We start from the raw sequence: 18730 nt of genomic DNA, 5'->3' as shown, positions 1-18730 counted from the left end.
CACTCCATGAAGAAGACAACGCTAGCCACCGCGATGACCTTGATGGCCGCGGGGATGGTGTCGGGCTGCGTGGCCAACAACCCCGCTCCGCCCGCCGCCGGCACCGGGTCACCGAGCGCCGGCGGGCCGCTCGCTGTCACGATCAGCGACGACGGCTGCGACGTGGCGACCGCCGCCGTGCCCTCGGGCCGGGTCACGTTCTCGCTCGTCAACCAGGGCACGGTCAAGAACGAGTTCGAGATCCTGGCGGACGACCGGCTTCGCATCGTGGGCGAGCGGGAGAACCTCGGCCCCGGCACCACCACCGAGTACGCGGTGGTGCTCGAGCCGGGGACGTATTTCACCGCCTGCAAGAAGAACATGGTCGGCCCGCTCGTCGGGGCGAAGCAGTTCACCGTGAGCGATTCGGGGCGGGCGGTCGAGGTCTCCCAGGACGAGCGGCAGCTCCGGGATCAGGCCGTCACTGCCTACAAGGCCTACGTGCGCGATCAGGTCGGCCAGCTCACCGCGGCGACGGCCGCGTTCGTCACCGCCTACAAGGCAGGCGACACCGCCAAGGCCAAGCAGCTCTACCCGACCGCGCGCCAGCACTACGAGCGCATCGAGCCCACGGCCGAAGCGTTCGGTATCAAGGAGGCGGGCGACCTCGACGTCGCGCTCGACCAGCGCGAGGTCGACTACCAAGCCGCGGGAACCACGTCGCGGGAGTGGAGCGGCTGGCACGTGCTCGAGAAAGACCTGTGGCGTCCCTCCGGTTACCAAGGGCTGTCGCAGGCTGAGGGGGTGAAAGTCGCCGACAAGCTCAGCGCCGACACCAAGACTCTGTACGGCCTGGTGTACTCCGACGACTTCACGGTGAACCTGGACGACATCTCCAACGGGGCCATCGGGCTGCTGGAGGAGGTCGCCACCTCGAAGATCACCGGCGAGGAAGAGGCCTTCTCGCACACCGATCTATGGGACTTCCAGGCCAACGTCGAGGGCGCGAAGGTGGCCTTCGGCAATGTCGAGAAGCTCGCCGAGAAGAAAGATCCGGAGCTCACCCAACAGCTCAAAACGCGGTTCGCCGCCATGCAGGCCGAGCTGGACACGTTCAAGCACGGCGAGGGCTTCGTGTTCTACGACAAGGTGAGCGACGCCCAGCGCAAGACACTCTCCAACCAGGTCAACGCACTGCGGCGTCCGCTGGCCAAGCTGACGGGGGCGATCCTGGCGTGAACCCCCACCAGACGGATCACTCCGGGGGAGGGGATACGCACCAGGTCCGCACCTCCGACGAGCAGGACGCGGCTTCTCGGCAGCGTCGGGGGATCTCCCGGCGCGGTGTGCTGGCCGGCAGCGGTATCGCAGCCCTGGGGCTGGGCGCCGGTGCGGTCGGCGGGTACTCCCTCGGCGGAAACCGGGCGACGACCGCGGCCGACGTGATGGCGCTGTCCTACCCGTTCCGGGGCGAACATCAGCAGGGCATCCTCACCCCGCAGCAACAGCAGATGCACACAGCGGCCTTCGATCTGGTCACCGATTCCCGAGATGACCTCATCGCGCTGCTGACCGAGTGGACGACCGCGGCGGAGAACCTCACCCAAGGGGCCCTGGTGGGGCAGCCGCGGGCCAATCGCGAGGTGCCGCCCGACGACACCGGGGAGACGACGGACATGGGGCCGGCCGGGCTGTCGATCACGTTCGGCTTCGGCGCGTCCCTGTTCGAGACGCCCAGCGGTAAGGACCGGTACGGGCTGGCGTCGAAACGGCCGGCCAATCTGCTGCACGCGGTGCCGCGGATGGCGGGGGAGAAGCTCGACCCCAGCACCTGCAACGGCGACCTGATCGTCCAGGCCTGCGCGGAGGACCCCATGGTGGCGATGCACGCCATTCACAACCTGACGCGCATCGCCTTCGGACGGGCATCGGTGCGGTGGGGCCAACTCGGCTATGGGCGGACGTCGTCGACGTCGAAGGGGCAGAAGACCGCGCGCAACCTGTTCGGCTTCAAGGATGGGACGGCTTCCCTCAAGGGGGAGGACAGTCAGCAACTGCTGACCGATAACCTCTGGATCCAGCCGGGCGATCCGGCCGGGAAGTACTTCGCCGGGGGCGCCTACATGGGCGTGCGCAAGATCTCCATGTTCATGGAGGTCTGGGACGAGCTCAGCCTCGCCGAGCAAGAGCGCATCGTCGGCCGCGACAAGCTGGAAGGCGCACCGCTGTCCGGGCAGAGGGAACATGATGCGCCCGATTTCGCGGCGAAGGACGGCGACGGCCGGCTCGCGATCGACGCCGGGTCGCACCTGGCGGTGGTCCACCCCTCGCACAACGGCGGGGCCCGCATGCTGAGGCGCGGTTACAACTTCATGGAGGGCAACGACCCCTTGGGGCGGCTGCGCGGTGGGTTGTTCTTCATCGCGTTCGGCCGGGACCCGCACCGGAACTTCATCTCGATCCTGAGCAAGATGGTGGGAGACGCGATGACGGAGTATCTGCAGCACACCGGGTCGGGACTCTTCATCTGCCCGCCCGGGCTCAAGCCCGGTGAGGGATTCGTGGGGGAGGCGATCTTCTAGCGGTACCACTGTTGGGCCGTCCCGGCCCGGGTGTGCTGAACGCGCCCGCGGCTCAGGGCGTCACGGCGATCTTGACGCCCAGCTTGTCCTCGACGGCCTGGTACGCATCCGCGATGTCGTCCAGGCTGAACGTGTGGGTGACGATCGCGTCGCCGTCGATCACGCCCGACTCGAGCACCTTCACCGCGCGGACGACGTCGGCCCGGCGGGCGTTCGAGCCGCCGGTCACCGTCAGCTCCTTGTAGTGGATGAGGTTGACCTCGACGTCGGCGCTCGTCCCCTTCGAGAAGCCCGCGAAGTAGTTCACCCGACCGCCGGGACGCGCCAGCTCGAGCGCGGTCGTCGCGAGCTCGTTGGCGCCGATGCAGACCACCACGGCGTCCGCGCCGCGTCCGCCGGTGGCCTCGGCGACGGCCGCGGCCACGTCGTCCGGGCTGACGACGTGGGTGGCGCCCAGGCGCTCGGCGACCTCGCGGCGTCCGGCGGAGCGGTTGGTGACCACGATGTTGCGAGCCCCGCTCATCTTGGCCAGCTGCAGTTGCAGCAACCCGATCGGCCCGGCGCCCAGGATGACGACGGTGTCGCCTGGCTCCACCCGGTACTGGGCGTGCGCGTTCAGGCAGCACGACAGGGGCTCGGCGAGCGCGAGGTGGGTCGGCGGGAGCTCCTTGGTCGCCTGGACGACGTTGCCGTTCGCGACCACGTCCGCGGGGACGAGCACGTACTCCGCGAAGCCGCCGTTGATCGCGTAGCCGAACAGGCGCAGGTGGTCGCACAAGTGCTCGCGGCCGTCCAGGCACTGGGGGCAGTGGTTGCAGGCGACGACGATCGCGACGGTGGCCTGCCTGCCGACCTCGTAGCCCTCGACGCCCTCGCCGATCTGCTCGATGCGGCCCGCGATCTCGTGGCCCATCACGGTGCCGGGCACGACCCCCGCCGACTTGGCCCCCGACCGGATGCGCAGATCGGTGCCGCACAGGGTGGCGGCCTCGACCTTGATCACGATCTCCCCGGGCCCGGCCGAGGGGGTCTCGATGTCCTGGAGCTCGATGGAGCCGGGACCGGTGAAGACTGCGGCGCGCATAGTTTCTCCTGACAAGGTGAACAGCCGTCCAAACCCTCCCGGACGGCGGTGTGCGTAGGCCACCATTGAAGCAGGGCCCGGCCGATCCGACGACCGGTCCGGCGGCCCCGACCATCCATCAACGAGATCTTCGACGAAGAAGATGATTCGAGGGAACCAAGCATGGCTCGACTGACGAACGATCCGGCCGACTACGCCGAGGAGGCACTGGAGGGGTTCGCCCTCGCCAACAAGCGCTACGTGAAGCCCGTCTACGGCGGCGTCGTCCGCTCAACCAAGACCGAGCAGGGCAAGGTCGCGCTGATCGTCGGGGGCGGCTCCGGTCACTACCCGGCCTTCGCCGGCTGGGTCGGCCCCGGCTTCGCGGACGGCGCCGTGGCCGGCAACATCTTCGCGTCCCCGTCCGGCGCGCAGGCCTACAGCGTGTGCAAGGCGGCCGACCGCGGCGCCGGCATCCTCATCGGCTTCGGCAACTACGCCGGCGACGTCCTGCACTTCGGCCAGGCCGTGGAGCGCCTCGGCGCCGAGGGCATCGACGCCCGCACCCTGCTCGTCACCGACGACATCGCGTCCGCCTCGCCGGCGGAACACCTGAAGCGCCGCGGCATCGCGGGCGACCTGCCCACCTTCAAGGTCACCGGCGCCGCCTGCGAGGCGGGCAAGAGCATCGACGAGGTCGTCGCGATCTTCGACCGCGTCAACGAACGCACCCGCTCCTTCGGCGTCGCCTTCGACGGTTGCACGCTGCCCGGCGCGGACGACGCGCTGTTCCACGTCGAGCCCGGAACCATGGGCATCGGCCTGGGGATCCACGGCGAACCCGGCATCGACTCCCGCCCGCTCGGCACCGCCGACGAGATCGCCGACCTGCTCGTGGACGGGCTGCTCGCCGATCGCCCCGACGACTCCGGTGAGCGCGTCGTGGCCATCGTCAACGGGCTGGGTTCGTGCGCCTACGAGGACCTCTTCATGGTCTACCGGCGGGTGGCCAGGCGCCTGGCCGACGCCGGCGTCGAGGTCGTCGAGGGCGAGGTGGGCGAGTTCGTGACGTCGCTCGACATGGCGGGGCTGTCGTTGACCTTGCTGTGGCTGGACGACGTCATCGAGCCGCTGTGGTTCGCGGCCTGCGACACGCCCGCCTACCGCAAGGGATCGGTCGCCGAGGTCGAGGCCGACGACGCCGAGCTCAGTACCGAGCGGCCGCAGATCGACGTCGGCACGCCGGGCTCGGCCGAGTCGCAGCAGGTGGCGCAGAAGCTCAGCGCTCTGCTCGGCGACATCGCCACGATGCTCAAGGAGAACGAGAAGAAGCTCGGCGACCTGGACGCGGTGGCCGGCGACGGCGATCACGGCAGCGGCATGGTGAAGGGTTCAGCGGCGGCCGCGGAGACCGCTCAACGGCTGGTCGGCGAGGGCGCGGGCGCGCAGACCCTGCTGGTCGGCGCGGGCGACTCGTGGTCGGAGCGCGCGGGCGGCACGTCCGGCGCGCTGTGGGGCGCGATGCTCACCGCGATCGGCAACACGCTGGGGGACGCCGACCCGGTCGACCAGGCCACGCAGGCCGCGGCCCTGCGCGCCGCCCTGGACGCCTGCGTGCGGCTCGGCGGGGCGCACGTCGGCGACAAGACGCTCGTGGACGCGCTGAGCCCGATGGTCGACACGTTCGAGGGCGCCGCGGACGGCGACGCCGGCGCCGCCTGGATCTCCGCGGCGCAGCGGGCGCAGGAGGGCGCCGACTCCACCACGGCGCTCGTCGCGAAGCTGGGCCGGGCGCGTCCGCTGGGCAAGAAGAGCGTCGGCACGCCCGACCCGGGCGCGGTGTCTTTGGCGATGATCGCCGCGTTGGTGGCCGAGCGGGTCTCCGCGCGGGGCTGAGCGCTCTCCAGGGCAGACGCAGCGGCGCCCGGCGGACCGGAGCGGTCTGCCGGGCGCCGTCGCGCGCCTTGATCAGTGCGTGTCGGAAGCCTCGGTGGCGGGGGCGGGCGTCGCGTCCTGGCCGATGCCGGTGATGGACGCCTCGTGCTTCGCGGCGATCGCCTTCAGCTCGGCCGGAGAGTGGCCCGGCGCGGGCGTGATGAACGCGTCGCGGTAGTAGCGCAGCTCCTCGATCGACTCCTGGATGTCGGCGAGCGCGCGGTGGTTGCCGTGCTTGGCCGGGGCGTTGAAGTAGACACGCGGCTGCCAGCGGCGGGCGAGCTCCTTCAAGGTGGAGACGTCCACGTTGCGGTAGTGGACGTGACCCTCGAGCCGCGGCATGTCGCGGGCGAGGAAGGCCCGGTCGGTGCCGATCGAGTTGCCCGCCAGCGGGCACTGCCGCGCGGTGGGGACGTACTCGGTGATGTAGGCCAGCACGGCGTCCTCGGCCTCGGCCATCGACAGGCCCTCGGGCAGTTCGTCGAGCAGGCCCGACTTGGTGTGCATGGTGCGGACGAAGTCGCCCATGGTGGCCAGCGCCTCGTCGCTCGGCTTGATGATGACGTCCAGGCCCTCGCCCAGCACGTTCAGTTCGCCGTCCGTCACGAGCGCCGCCACCTCGATGAGCGCATCGCTCGCCAGGTCGAGGCCGGTCATCTCGCAGTCGATCCACACCAGTCGGTCATTCACGGCGTCCACTCTATCGGCGTCCTGGGTGGCGCCGGGTCCGGCGCGGGCGCCCCAGGGCAGCGCAGGCGTCCGCGCGGACCACCTGGATGTTCGCCCAGCCGCAACCGTAAAGCCATGTTCGGGATGGGGTTTCCCGTCGCGTTCCCATTAGAGTGGGCCAGGTCCGTTGCCCCCCGTTCTCGAAGGAGTTGCCGTGCGTGAACCCAGCGAACTGACCGAGTTGTTCGACGAAGCTCCGGGTCAACGGGAGAACCTGCGCGAGTTCATCGACAAGCTGATCAACGAGGGCTACAGCGTCGCCGATGCCACCGGGCCCGACCCCGATCTGATCGATCCGGGCGGTCGCGCCGTGGAGACGTGGCGGCAGGACTACCCCTACGACGAGCGCATGAAGCGCGAGGAGTACGAAGAGGAGAAGTACCGCCTCCAGGTCGAGTTGCTGAAGCTGCAGTACTGGGGCCAGGACAACGGCCAGCGCCACATGATCGTCTTCGAGGGCCGCGACGCCGCGGGCAAGGGCGGCACCATCAAGCGCTTCACCGAGCACCTGAACCCGCGCGCCGCGCGCGTCGTCGCGCTGACGAAGCCGACCGAGACCGAGCTGGGCCAGTGGTACTTCCAGCGCTACATCCAGCAGTTCCCGACGGCGGGCGAGATCGTGCTGTTCGATCGGTCCTGGTACAACCGGGCCGGCGTCGAGCGGGTCATGGGGTTCTGCACCGACGAGCAGTACAACCTGTTCATGAAGCAGGTGCCTGACTTCGAGCGCATGATCATCGAATCGGGCACGCACCTGACCAAGTTCTGGTTCTCGGTGACGCAGCGTGAGCAGCGCACCCGCTTCGCGATCCGCCAGATCGACCCGGTGCGGCGGTGGAAGCTCTCGCCCATGGACCTCGAATCCCTCGACCGGTGGGAGGCCTACACCGCGGCCAAGGAGGCCATGTTCGCCGGCACCGACACCGACATCGCGCCGTGGACGACCATCCGCAGCAACGACAAGAAGCGTGCCCGCATCAACGCGATGCGCGCCTTCCTCAACCAGTTCGACTACGAGGGGCGCGATAACTCGATCGTCTACGATCCCGATCCGCTGATCGTGCGCCGGGGCCGCGAGGCCGTCGGCGACTGACCGTCGCGCGGCCCCGTCCGGATAGGGGAGCGCGGGGATGGTCCACTACAGTGGTCGCCACGGCCCCCGTAGCTCAGGGGATAGAGCAGCAGCCTTCTAATCTGTCGTGCGGAGGTTCGAATCCTCCCGGGGGCGCCGGGCGGGTCGGCATCGGGACCCTGTGGTCCCGCTGGCGGGAGCCGTCGGACAGTTCCGCGAACTCCTTGCGACGGTTGTCCCGTCCAGACGGGCGTCGCCTTCGCCTACGACGAGCCGCTGAGTAGGCGGACGATCTCCGCCGCGCCGCCTGCGTGCGCCTGCCGCCAGGAGGTGCCCGCCCACAGGTGCGTCCATTGCGGGTCCCCCGCGGCGGACGACGCCTTCTTCAGCGGGCCCGTCAGTTGGTTCACCGCCGGGTAGGCGGCAGGGGCGTCGGCTGCGAACTCGTCGGCGAAGCGGTTGCGAAGGCCGCGGGCCGGGCGTCCGGAGAACGCGCGCGTGATCACCGTCTCGGTGAAGGCCGGGTTCCGCAGCGCCGCGCGATGCGTCGCGGACGTGCCCGCCTCGTCAGCGAGCAGGAACGCCGTGCCGGCTTGGACGGCCGACGTGCCCCGGCGCAACGCCGCGCCGACGGCGTCCGGGGACGACACCCCGCCAGCGGCCACGAGCGGCAGCGGCGTCCGCGCGGCCACGTGGTCGAGGAGGTCGAGCGTGTCGGTCGCGGGCGGATCGTCGGAGGCGCGGAACGTCCCCCGGTGGCCACCGGCCTGGTGCCCCTGCAGGACGAGGGCGTCCACGCCGCGCGCCGCCGCGCTCTCTGCGTCGTCGGCCGAGACGACGGTGGCCCACACGGCCGTCCCGACCCCGTGCAGCCGGTCGACGATGGCGACCGGGGGGAGGCCGAAGGTGAACGAGACGACGGGGACCGGGTCGTCGGCCAGGACGTCGAGCTTGGCGGCCCAGTCGTCATCGCTGGGCACGGGCGTTCCGAGTCCGCTTCCGAAACGGGCCGCCACCGGGGCCAGCCGCCTCGCATAGACCGCGACCTCGTCGGCGAGCGCCCGGTCGTCCGGGCCGGGCGGCTCGGGCACGAAGACGTTCACGCCGAACGGTCGCTCGGTCAGCCGCCGGGTCTGGCTGATCTGCTCGGCCAGACCGTCAGGCGTCCGGTATCCGGCGGCCAGGAAGCCGAACCCGCCGGCGTCCGCGACCGCGGCGACGAGCTCGGGCGTGGACGGGCCGCCGGCCATGGGGGCGGCGACGATGGGGACACGGAGGTCGCCGAGGCTGAACACGGTCAGCCCCGCGCCGAGACGCGGTCGACGGCCTCGTTGAACCGCTCCCGCAGCCACGAATGGTCGTCGTCACGGCGGTGCGCCTCGGCGGGGACGTCCCACGCGGGTGGGGCGTCCTTCCCCGAGAGGACCCAGGCGGCCTGCCGCGCGGCGCCGAGCGCGACGTATTGGCCGGGCTCGGGAACCAGCACCTCGACGCCGAGGATCGCGGGCGCGAGCCTCCGCACCGCCTCGGAGCGGGCCGCGCCGCCGGTGAGGGTGACCCGCTCGACGTCGACGCCCTGGGCGCGGATGGCGTCGATCGCGTACCCCATCAGGCAGAGCAGGCCCTCGACGGCGGCCCGGGCCAGGTTGGTCGGGGTGAGGTTCGCCGACGTCATGCCGAGCAGCGTGCCGCTCGCGTCGGGGAGGTTGGGCGTCCGCTCGCCGTCGAGGAACGGGACGTAGGTCAATCCGCCGGCGCCCGGATCGGCGTCCAGCGCGAGCGCGGACAGTTCGTCGTGGGAGCAGCGCAGCGCCGCCGCCATCGTGTCGAGGATGCGGGAGCCGTTGATGGTGCAGACCAGCGGGAGGTGCGCGCCGGTGGCGTCCGCGAACCCGGCGACCAGGCCGGACGCGTCGTGCGGCGCCGTGCCGGAAACGGACGCGACCACCCCGGACGTCCCGAGCGACAGCAGCGTTGCGCCCGGCTGCAGGCCCAGGCCGAGCGCCGCGCCCGCGTTGTCGCCGCAGCCGGGCGACAGGACCGCGTCCCGCAGCCCCAGTTCGGACGACCGGCCCGCCTCCTCGTGCGGGCCGAGCACGCGCGGCAGGACGATCGCCGCGGCGGCGTCCTGGTCGATGCGCAGCGCCGCGGCCAGCACGTCGCGTCGGTACTCGCCCGAGGCGGCCACGAAGTAGCCGGTGCCGGAGGCGTCCGAGCGGTCGGTGGTCAGGTCGGCGAGATCGGCACCGCCCTTGAGCTTCCAGGTCAGCCAGTCGTGCGGGAGCGCCACCGCGGCGACGCGGGCGGCGTTGTCGGGCTCGGAATCCGCCAGCCAGCGCAGCTTCGTCACCGTGAAGGACGCCACCGGCACCAGCCCGATCTCGTCGGCCCACCAGGACGCCCCGAACTCCTCGGTGAGGTCGCTCGCGGCCTGGCCGGAGCGGGTGTCGTTCCACAGGAGGGCCGGGCGGATCACCTGCCCCTCGGCGTCGAGCGCCACCATGCCGTGCTGCTGGCCGCCGATCCCCACCGCTGCGACATCGGCCAGCCCGCCGGCCGCCTCCGCCGCTTGCTGCAGGGCGGCCCACCACGCGGCCGGATCCGCCTCGGTGCCGTCGGGGTGCGGCGCGCTGCCCTGACGCACGATCTCTCCGGTACGCGGGTCGACGATCAGGACCTTGCACGACTGTGTGCTCGAGTCGACGCCGGCGACGAACTGCGGGGCTGCCATGGGAAACCTCCTGGGTCGTTGGCTACAGCCTGCCACTGCCGTCCGACATTTTTCATCCGCGTCGGGCAGCCACGCTCAGCCTGGCCCCACGCTCAGCCCTGGCCGAGGAGGTGCCGCAGGCCGCGGGCGTTGCGCACCGCGTTGCCCCCGCCGTCGTTGTTGAAGTAGACGTACACGTCGCTTCCTGCTCCCTCCCACTCCCGGATCCGGTCGGCCCACCAGCGCAGGTCGTCGTCGGAGTACGAGCCGGCGTAGAGCGAGCCGTGGTCGGGGCCGTGCAGCCGCACATAGACGAAGGACGCCGTCGCCCGCAGAACGCACGGCAGCCCTGCCCCGCTCATCACGACGTAGGCCGCGTCGTGCCGCGCCAGCAGCGCGAAGACGTCCTCGCACAGCCACGAGTCGTGCCGGAACTCGACGGCGACCGGGATGCCGTCGAGCTGGGCGAGGAAGTAGTCGAGGCGGGCGTCGTCGCGGGCCAGGTTCGGCGGCAGCTGCACCAGCAGGACGCCGCGCTTGCCGTCGAGCGTGGTCCAGGCGGTGCGGATGCGTTCGCACCACTGCTCGGGCTGGTAGAGCTTGCGGGCGTGCGTGAGGCCGCGGGGCGCCTTCACGGTCAGCTGGAACCCGTCGGGCAGCCGCCGCTGCCAGGACGCGAACGAGACATCGCGCGGCCAGCGGTAGAAGCTCGCGTTGAGCTCGACGGTGTCGAACTCGGCGACGTAGCAGGCCAGGCGAGCGGCCGGCTTCGTCCCGGGTGGGTAGAGGACGCCGTCCCAGTGGTCGTAGCTCCAACCCGAGGTGCCGATGCGCGTCGCCATGGGCGCCATCCTTCACCCCGACACGGCCGGAACGGAAAGTGTCCGGGGTCGCCGCTACCCTGGGAGCCATGTCCGACCCGATCGCCGCCACCCCGGCCGCTGTCACCCCGGTCGCCGTCACGCGGCGCCGGCGCAACGGCCTCCCGGTGCCGCGCGAGGCGTCCGGTCCGCTGCCCAGGCGCGTCCTGACGAGCCCGTGGACGTGGGTGCTGATCGCGATGACCGCGCTCTACGCGGCGTGCCTGTGGTTCCAGTACGACATGATCAGCCGACCGACGCCTGTGCAGGGCGGCGAGGTTCCGGGCATCAACTGGTCCGCGTTCCGGGAGGCGGCCGGCCTGGCCGCCCCGACTCTCGCGTTCTGGGTCGTGCTGTACGTCCTGCTCGACCGGTTCCGGCCGCAGCGCCCGATCCTGTGGTGGCTCGCGCTCGGCTGGGGCGGTGCGGTGTCGACGGCGGCGTCCATCGTGATCAACACGTGGGCCGCCGAGCAGCTCAAGATCACCGGCAACGGCGACCCGACGCAGGGGGCGCGGGCGGCGGTGTTCGTGGCGCCGTTCGTGGAGGAGGCGACGAAGGCGTCCATCCTGTTCCTGGTGGCGATCGCCGTGCGCTACCGGCTCGTCAGCACGATCTCGGCGGTGGTGCTGGGCGGGCTGTCCGGCGCCGGCTTCGCCTTCACGGAGAACATCATCTATTACGGCCGAGCGATCGTGTACAGCTCGGTCGAGATCGGCGTCGGCGACCCGGAGCAGGCGATCAACCAGCTCGTCCTCATGCGTGGCGTCCTGCTGGCGTTCGGGCACCCGTTGTTCACCTCCATGACCGCGATCGGCGTCGTCGTGGCGCTGCGCTCCCGCAGCCTCCTCGTCCGGGTGCTGGCGCCGGTGACCGGCTATCTGACGGCCGCGCTGCTGCACATGTACTTCAACTTCTTCGCCAGCGTCTCCTCGTCCGGCTTCCCGCCCGTCACGATGATGCTGATGACCTACCCGCTCGTCCTGGCGTTCGTCCTGTGGGTGGTCCGGCAGTTGCTCGCCGAGGGGCGGCGCATCGACGCGCGCCTGGGCGACTACGTCCGCCTGGGCTGGCTGCCGCAGGCGGACGCCGAGGTGTTCGGGCGGCATCGCAGCCGCTGGTGGGCGGCTCTCGTCGGGCTGAGCCACGGCTGGCGGACGTTCGTGGCGACCCTCCGGCTGCAGCGGGCGATGACCGAGCTGGCCTACCTTCGCGACGCCCAGGTGCGCGGCACCGTCGATGCGACGGGCGACCTGCGGGCGCGCGAACTCATCGATCGGGTGCGCCAGCTGCGGCCCGACGCCATCTCCGACCCGCGCGGCATGAAGCTGCATCTGCCGAAGATCCAGTGGCCGTGGCGACGACGGCGGCGCGTCCAGCAAGGGTGGGCGCCTCCGAGGGACATGCAGCCCGTCGGGTCTGGGTACGCCCCGCCGTCGGCGGTAGGCTCCCCCCAGTACTCACCCGTCGATCCGCGATGGGGCCCACCGAGCTAGGAGTCCTGAATGGGCGGGAGCCTCGTCGACTCGTTGACCGACCTGCGCGACGCGCTGAGCCGTGCGCGTCTGCCGCTGTCGATGCCCGGCGCGCCGGAGGCGGACCGGCAGGCGAAGGAGATGGTCGCGCAACTCAACGACTACGTGCTTCCGCGGCTCGAGTCCTTGGACGCGCCCCTGCTGGCCGTCGTCGGCGGCTCCACCGGCGCGGGGAAATCGACGCTGGTGAACTCGCTGATCGGACGCGAGGTGTCGCGCCCCGGCGTGATCCGGCCCACGACCCGCTCGCCCGTCCTGGTGCACCACCCCGACGACCTGTCGTACTTCCAGTCCGACCGCATCCTGCCCGGACTGGCCCGCAGCTTCCAGCAGGTCAACGACACCTCGACGCTGCAGCTCGTCGCCGAGCCGAGCCTGCCGCCCGGCCTGGCGCTCCTGGACGCCCCTGACATCGACTCGGTCGTCCAGGAGAACCGTGCGCTGGCCGCGCAGCTGCTCGCCGCGGCAGACCTGTGGCTGTTCGTGACGTCCGCCGCCCGCTACGCCGACGCTGTGCCGTGGGAGTACCTGCTGAACGCCGCCGGACGCTCGGCCGCGGTCGCGGTCGTGCTCGACCGGGTCCCGCCGGCCGCGATGCACGACGTCCCGGCCCACCTCGGGCGGCTGATGATGGAGCGCGGGCTGGGGGAGTCCCCCCTGTTCGCGGTTCCCGAGACCGCCACCGACGAGGCCGGGATGCTGCCCGACGCCGCCGTCTCGCCGATCCGGGACTGGCTGGCCACCATCGCCGCCGACACGCGCAGCCGGCAGGCCGTCGTCCTGCAGACGCTGGACGGCGCGATCGGCTCCCTCATCTCGCGCGCGCCGGCGGTCGCCGAGGCGCTCGATCAGCAGGGAGCCGCCGCCGACCAGCTGTGGGCCGACGCAGAGAAGTCGTACCAGGAGGCGGCGCGCACGGTCGGCGTCCAGACCGCTGACGGGTCGATGCTGCGCGGCGAGGTGTTGGCGCGCTGGCAGGACTTCGTCGGCACGGGCGAGTTCATGCGCAGCATCGAGCGGCGCGTGGGTTGGCTGCGCGACAAGGTCGTGGGCATGTTCCGCGGCGAGCCGCCCGAGGCGCAGGAGGGCCAGACGGCCGTCCAGACGGGGCTCGAGACGATGATCGTGCAAGAGGGAGAGGCCGCCGCCGAGCGCACCGAGTCGGCCTGGCTGGGCCACCCGGCGGGACGTCAGGTGCTGACGTCCACCCCCGAGGATCTCTCCCGCGCCTCCGAGCGTTTCCCCGACGCCGTGGCGCGCGCGATCCGCGACTGGCAGGGCGACGTGCTGGAGCTGGTGAGCGCGGAGGGGGCCGACAAACGCGTCGGCGCCCGCTTCCTCGCCGTGGGCGTCAACGGCGTCGGCCTCGCTCTGATGATCGTGGTGTTCGCCTCAACGAGTGGTCTGACCGGTGCCGAGTTCGGCATCGCCGGCGGCACCGCCGTGCTCGCGCAGCGCTTCTTGGAGGCGTTCTTCGGCGACAGCGCGGTGCGCCGCATGGCCCGCACCGCCAAAGAGGCCCTCGACGATCGGGTGCAGGGGCTGATGGGCGGCGAGCTCGACCGCTATCAGGTCGCGCTCGACCGCGTGGGCCTGGTTCCCGGCCAGGCGGACACCGTCCGCGAGGCCGCCGCGACCCTGCGCTCCATGCGGGCGAGCGGCGACTACACCATCGAGTCGCAGCGCCGCCGCGAACTGGCAGCCACGCAGCCCGTTCTCGAGCGTGACGGGTCCCCCGAGCGGGAGCCGTTGTACCTGCCGGGACAGCGGCGCCCGGGCGAGGAACCGGCCCAGCTCGAGGCGTCGGGCCAGGAGGAGCAGGCGGGTGAGTTCGTCGCCGCGGGCAGGGACGTTCGGCGCGACGTTTTCGGCTTCCCCGTCGAGCCGGACCGGCCGAAGCACGACGAGCCGGACGCCGACGAGGACGAGCCCGGCGTGCGGCGCTGGCAGTCCGCCCCGGACGACGGCGTCCGGGTTGAACCGGTCGAGCACGGCGTCCGCGACGATGCGCAGGAGCCCGGGCTCAGCGACCATGAGGCGGACGAGGCCGGTCTCAGCGACCACGATGCGGAGGTCCTGGCCGAGTTCGGGCTGCTGGACGATCCTGCGCCGTCCCGCCAGGCGCCGCGGTGGGGCGACCGCCCTGAGCCGGAGACGGTGCAGGGCGAGGTGCTGGATCCGCCGGATCCGACGCAGGGCCGGCGGGTGAGGTCGGACGATGAGTGAGACGAATCTGGCGGGCCGCCTCGATGCGCTGGACGAGGCCGCGAAGCTGAGCCGCGGACGCTCGCCGGAGGGCCCGGTCCAAGACGCGAGCGACATCGTCAGGCGGGCGGGGGAGCGCCTCGCGCTGTCCGGCGACCACACGGTGATCGCGCTCGCGGGAGCGACGGGTTCCGGCAAGTCGAGCAGCTTCAACGCGCTGTCGGGCACCACCCTCGCCACCGCAGGCGTCACCCGTCCCACCACGGCGGACGCCATGGCCGCCGTCTGGGGCACCGAGCTGCCGACGAAACTGCTCGACTGGCTCGAGGTCCCGCGCCGCCACCTCATCGCGTCCGGGCAGGGGCCGTACTCGAACCTGGTGCTCGTCGACCTGCCCGACCACGACTCGACCGAGCTGCGGCACCGCATGACCGTCGACCGCATGGTGAAGCTCGTCGACATGCTGATCTGGATCGTCGATCCGCAGAAGTACGCGGACGGAGCCCTGCACGACGGCTACCTCAAGCCGCTGGCCGACCATGCCGAGGTGATGGTCGTCGTGCTGAATCAGGCCGACCGGCTCACGCCCGAGCAGTTGCGCAACACGATGGTCGACCTTCGGCGCCTGCTGGACTCCGAAGGCCTGAAGAAGACGCCCCTGATGGCGATGTCGGCGCTGACCGGGCAGGGCGTCCGGGAGTTGCGCGAGCTGATCGAGCGCACGGTGCGGGAGAAGACGGCCACGGCCAAGCGGTTCTCCGCGGACGTGTCCACAGGAGCCGAGGCGCTTGCCCGCACGTTGGGCGACGAACGGGTCCCCGAGGTCAGCGCCCGCACCAGGCGAGAGCTGAACGAGAGCACGGCCAAGGCCGCGGGCGTCCCGATCGTGGTCGACGGCGTCCGTAACGCGTGGCGTTACCGCGGCACCCTGGCGACGGGCTGGCCGGTGCTGAAGTGGCTTCAGCGTTTCCGCCCCGATCCGCTGAAGCGGCTGGGATTGCCGTCGCGGGGCGCCAGGCGCGAGCAGGCGCAACTCGAGGCGTCCACGGCGCGGACGTCGCTGCCCAAGGCGACGCCGGTGCAGAAGGCGCAGCTGGACGGCGCGCTGCGCGGGCTCGTCGAGGCGACGACCGGGGGACTGCCGCGCGGCTGGGCGGAAGCGGTCCGCTCGGCGGCACGCAGCAACGACAAAACGCTCCCTGACGAGCTGGACTCGTCGATCGCGACCGCCGACCTGCACATGGGCCGCGGCGGTGGCTGGTGGCCGCTGGTGAACGTCGTGCAGTGGATCTTGTTCCTTGCCGCGGTGGTGGGCCTGCTCTGGCTGTTCCTCCCGTTGATCCTGACGTTCTTGCAGTTCCCGCCGATCCCCACGGTCTACTGGTGGAACATCCCCGCCCCGACGCTGCTGTTGGGCATCGGCGTGGCGGGCGGCATCCTCGTGGCGCTGCTGAGTCATTCCCCGCCGATCCCCACGGTCTACTGGTGGAACATCCCCGCCCCGACGCTGCTGTTGGGCATCGGCGTGGCGGGCGGCATCCTCGTGGCGCTGCTGAGTCGGCTGTTCATCGAGATCGGGGCTCGGTCGAAGGCCAACCGGGCCGGCAGCGTGCTCACCGAGCGCATCGCGGCGGTCACCCAGTCTCAGGTCGTGCAGCCCGTCGAGGTCGAGCTCGAGCGGCTGAAGGCGGCCCGGACGGCGGTGGCACGGGCGCGTTGACGGTCTCCTTCCGTGCGGATGACCATCCACAGCGGACGGATGTGCTGACGCCCGGGGCGAGGCCGATCCCATCGTGGGGGTGACCCTACGAGAAGGAGAAGCACCATGCCCATGGAAACGATCGTCACCCTGGCCGGCAACGTCGGCACCGATGTCTGGTACACCCGTCCGGAGTCCGGGGTCGCCCGCGCCTCGTTCCGCGTCGGCGTGACGCCGCGGGTCCGCGTCGGCGACAAGTGGGAGGACACCCCGGCGACGACCTGGCTGCGCGTGACCTGCTGGCGCGCGCTGGCCGACAACGCGAAGGCCAGCCTGCGCAAGGGAGACCCGGTGTTTCTCTCGGGACGCATGCGCAGCGAAACGTGGACGGACGCGGACGGCGTCGTCAAGGAGGGGCTGGTCGTCGAGGCGACGCATCTCGGGCACGACCTCGGCCGCGGCACGAGCCGCTTCGCCCGGTCGTCGGCGATGGAGGAGGCTCCGATGATGGAGTCGCCCTACGAGGCGTCCGAGGCAGCCGACGCTGAGGCCCGCGAGGAACTCGCCGCGGAGGGTGCCGCTGCGCCGGCCGCGTGACGGGCGCCCGCCCCGGGTGAGCGGAGGGCGGCGCGAGCGGCACGCCGCCTGCGTCGCCCCAGCGTGCGTCGCCCCCCGCGTGCCGTCTCGGTCAGCGGCTGCTGGTGAGCGCCTTGTCGTAGCGGCTCTCAAGGTCGCCCTCGAGCTCTTCGAGCGAGCGTCCGGACGTCTCGGGCATCACCTTGAACAAGGCGATCGCGACGACGACGTTCAACACGCCGTAGGCGGCGTACGTCGGCCCGCCGCCGAGGGTCGCCAACAGGGTCGGGAACGTCACCGTGATCAGCGCGTTGGTCATCCAGCCGCAGAACACCGCGGCACCGGCGGCCGCTCCACGCACCCGGGACGGGAACATCTCGCCCATCATGGTCCAGACCACGGGTCCGTTGGCCGCCTGGACCACCAGCATGAAGAAGCCCATGACCACCAGAATCAGCGTCGGGGCGTAGGCGGGAGGCAGCGTGCCCGAGGCGAGGTGCGGCTGGATGAGCCAGGTGAACAGCCCGCCGAGGGCGAACATGCACGCGGCGACCAGCACGATGCACGTGATCAGGACTTGTCGGCGGCGGAACCGGTGGATGAGCCACAGGCCGCCGGCGGCCCCGATCACCGACATGATCCCGTTGGAGACCTGGGCGGTGATCGCGGCCGAGGCGCCGAGCCCCGCGTACTCGAGCACCTTGGGCGCGTAGTACATGACGGTGTTGACGCCCGTGGTCTGGTTGCAGACCGAAAGCAGCACACCGGCCCCGAAGAGCCGGCGCATCCACGGCGTCCGCAGCACATCGCGCAGGGACGCCCGCGGCTGCGCCTCGGCCAGCCGCTGGACCGCGAGCATCTCGCCCAACTCGTCCCCGGTGGCGGGGTCGTCGCGGTCGCGCAGCCGCAGCAGCGACCGGACGGCCTCGACGTAGCGGTGATTGGCCATCGACCAGCGGGGAGATTCGGGCATGCGCCGCATGGCGACCCACAGCGCGATCGCCGGGATGCTGCAGAGCACCAGCATCACTCGCCACGCCGAACCGTTACCGCCGCTGATGACCAGGTGGTCGACCAGCGACTGCCAGGTCGCGGGGTCGAGAGGTCCGCCGCGGGAGGCCTGCAAGCCCGCCACGTCGTCCCAGGGATGCGGCCCGGGCGGCACCGTGCCGGAGGGATCAGAGGCGACCGTCAGCTGCGGACCGCCGTAGGCGTGGTTCACGCCGGCGTTGGCGAGGAAGGCGAGGAGTTGCCCGGACACGATCATCAGTTGATCGGCGGCCACGATCGTGCCGCGGATGCGCTGCGGCGCGGTCTCCGACAGATAGACCGGGACCGTGGCCGACGCGCCGCCGACCGCGAACCCGAGGATGAACCGGAACGGGTACATGACCTCGACGATCGGGGCCAGGGCCGACCCGACGGAGCCGACCAGGAAGATGACCGCCAGCACCAGGATCGTGTGGCGTCGGCCGTTGCGATCGGCGAGGCGTCCGGTCACCAGCGCCCCGATGGCCGCCCCGATGAGCAGGGCGCCGCCGATGAAGCCCTCCTGCCACGGGTCGACCCCCAGGCCCCGGGCCGTAGGAGGCATCGCCATGTAGGGCAGCGCGCCCGAGATGACGCCGGTGTCGTAGCCGAACAGAACGGAGCCGAGGGTGGCGGCGCCCGCCACCGCGATGGCGGATCGCCGCTTGCCGGACGGCTGCTCCGTCCGCGCGAGCTCGCGCAGCTGATCTTCGGCGATCATTGGGGCGCCCGTCTGCGGCGCTCGCTCGGTCACGG

13 protein-coding genes, 1 tRNA gene and 1 pseudogene are annotated in these 18730 nt (G+C 71.4%); 9 read left to right on the top strand and 6 right to left on the bottom strand.

Translation table 11 applies throughout. From position 1 onward, the window contains the following. The first annotated feature begins 6 nt into the window (after positions 1 to 6). Together efeO and efeB are read left to right on the top strand one after the other, a co-directional pair. Positions 7 to 1218: an iron uptake system protein EfeO gene (gene efeO / locus BN1187_RS10295; protein ID WP_052462596.1), complete on the top strand. Its 1212-nt coding sequence runs from the start codon at positions 7 to 9 to the stop codon at positions 1216 to 1218. After that, positions 1215 to 2561, top strand: coding sequence for an iron uptake transporter deferrochelatase/peroxidase subunit (gene efeB / locus BN1187_RS10290; protein ID WP_082034640.1), 1347 nt, complete (start codon positions 1215 to 1217; stop codon positions 2559 to 2561). Before efeO ends, efeB begins: the two co-directional genes overlap by 4 nt. 52 nt (positions 2562 to 2613) lie before the next feature. On the opposite strand, the gene BN1187_RS10285 is transcribed toward efeB, so the two are convergent. Further along, a complete protein-coding gene (locus BN1187_RS10285) occupies positions 2614 to 3645 on the bottom strand; it encodes a zinc-binding dehydrogenase (protein WP_040161414.1) in 1032 nt (343 codons plus the stop codon). A gap of 162 nt (positions 3646 to 3807) precedes the next feature. Here BN1187_RS10285 and BN1187_RS10280 point away from each other — a divergent pair, with 162 nt between their 5' ends. Then, positions 3808 to 5520: a dihydroxyacetone kinase family protein gene (locus BN1187_RS10280; protein ID WP_040161411.1), complete on the top strand. Its 1713-nt coding sequence runs from the start codon at positions 3808 to 3810 to the stop codon at positions 5518 to 5520. 72 nt (positions 5521 to 5592) lie between these two features. Here the strand turns inward: BN1187_RS10280 and orn are convergent, their stop codons facing one another. Beyond that, positions 5593 to 6249 (bottom strand): oligoribonuclease, encoded by a 657-nt coding sequence (gene orn, locus BN1187_RS10275; RefSeq protein WP_072042100.1) that lies wholly within the window; start codon positions 6247 to 6249, stop codon positions 5593 to 5595. A gap of 253 nt (positions 6250 to 6502) precedes the next feature. On the opposite strand from orn, the gene ppk2 reads away from it, so the two are divergent. Together ppk2 and BN1187_RS10265 are read left to right on the top strand one after the other, a co-directional pair. Next, complete coding sequence (gene ppk2 / locus BN1187_RS10270) at positions 6503 to 7381, top strand: polyphosphate kinase 2 (RefSeq protein WP_218184684.1); 879 nt, start codon at positions 6503 to 6505, stop codon at positions 7379 to 7381. 62 nt (positions 7382 to 7443) lie between these two features. After that, positions 7444 to 7516, top strand: a tRNA-Arg gene (locus BN1187_RS10265). 107 nt (positions 7517 to 7623) lie between these two features. On the opposite strand, the gene BN1187_RS10260 is transcribed toward BN1187_RS10265, so the two are convergent. The 3 genes from BN1187_RS10260 to BN1187_RS10250 form a co-directional block, all read right to left on the bottom strand. Continuing rightward, positions 7624 to 8655: a nitronate monooxygenase gene (locus BN1187_RS10260; protein WP_040161409.1), complete on the bottom strand. Its 1032-nt coding sequence runs from the start codon at positions 8653 to 8655 to the stop codon at positions 7624 to 7626. 2 nt (positions 8656 to 8657) lie between these two features. Continuing rightward, positions 8658 to 10091, bottom strand: a complete 1434-nt coding sequence (gene xylB, locus BN1187_RS10255; RefSeq protein WP_040161406.1) for a xylulokinase — start codon at positions 10089 to 10091, stop codon at positions 8658 to 8660. Between the two features lie 92 nt (positions 10092 to 10183). Then, entirely contained in the window at positions 10184 to 10912 is a 729-nt protein-coding gene (locus BN1187_RS10250) for a DUF72 domain-containing protein (RefSeq protein WP_040161404.1), read from the bottom strand. A gap of 68 nt (positions 10913 to 10980) precedes the next feature. On the opposite strand from BN1187_RS10250, the gene BN1187_RS10245 reads away from it, so the two are divergent. The 4 genes and pseudogenes from BN1187_RS10245 (at position 10981) to BN1187_RS10230 (ending at position 16966) form a co-directional block, all read left to right on the top strand. Beyond that, on the top strand, positions 10981 to 12426 hold the full coding sequence (locus BN1187_RS10245; RefSeq protein WP_052462595.1) for a PrsW family intramembrane metalloprotease: 1446 nt from the start codon (positions 10981 to 10983) through the stop codon (positions 12424 to 12426). Positions 12427 to 12435: 9 nt separating this feature from the next. After that, a pseudogene (locus BN1187_RS10240) lies at positions 12436 to 14193 on the top strand (dynamin family protein); the annotation flags it as partial. Positions 14194 to 14683: 490 nt separating this feature from the next. Next, the gene (locus BN1187_RS10235; RefSeq protein ID WP_040161402.1) at positions 14684 to 16390 is read left to right on the top strand and encodes a GTPase; all 1707 of its coding nucleotides are present in this window, start codon (positions 14684 to 14686) and stop codon (positions 16388 to 16390) included. A 105-nt stretch (positions 16391 to 16495) separates the two neighbouring features. Next, positions 16496 to 16966: a single-stranded DNA-binding protein gene (locus BN1187_RS10230; RefSeq protein WP_052462594.1), complete on the top strand. Its 471-nt coding sequence runs from the start codon at positions 16496 to 16498 to the stop codon at positions 16964 to 16966. 91 nt (positions 16967 to 17057) lie between these two features. Here the strand turns inward: BN1187_RS10230 and BN1187_RS10225 are convergent, their stop codons facing one another. Beyond that, complete coding sequence (locus tag BN1187_RS10225) at positions 17058 to 18695, bottom strand: MFS transporter (RefSeq protein ID WP_040161399.1); 1638 nt, start codon at positions 18693 to 18695, stop codon at positions 17058 to 17060. Between the last annotated feature and the right edge of the window lie 35 nt (positions 18696 to 18730).

The sequence above is a fragment of the Nigerium massiliense genome (assembly GCF_000826085.1).
In the GTDB taxonomy this organism is placed as follows: Bacteria; Actinomycetota; Actinomycetes; order Propionibacteriales; family Propionibacteriaceae; genus Propioniciclava; species Propioniciclava massiliense.
Note: the sequence above shows the minus strand (reverse complement) of the source record. Positions and strands in the feature narration are given on the sequence as shown.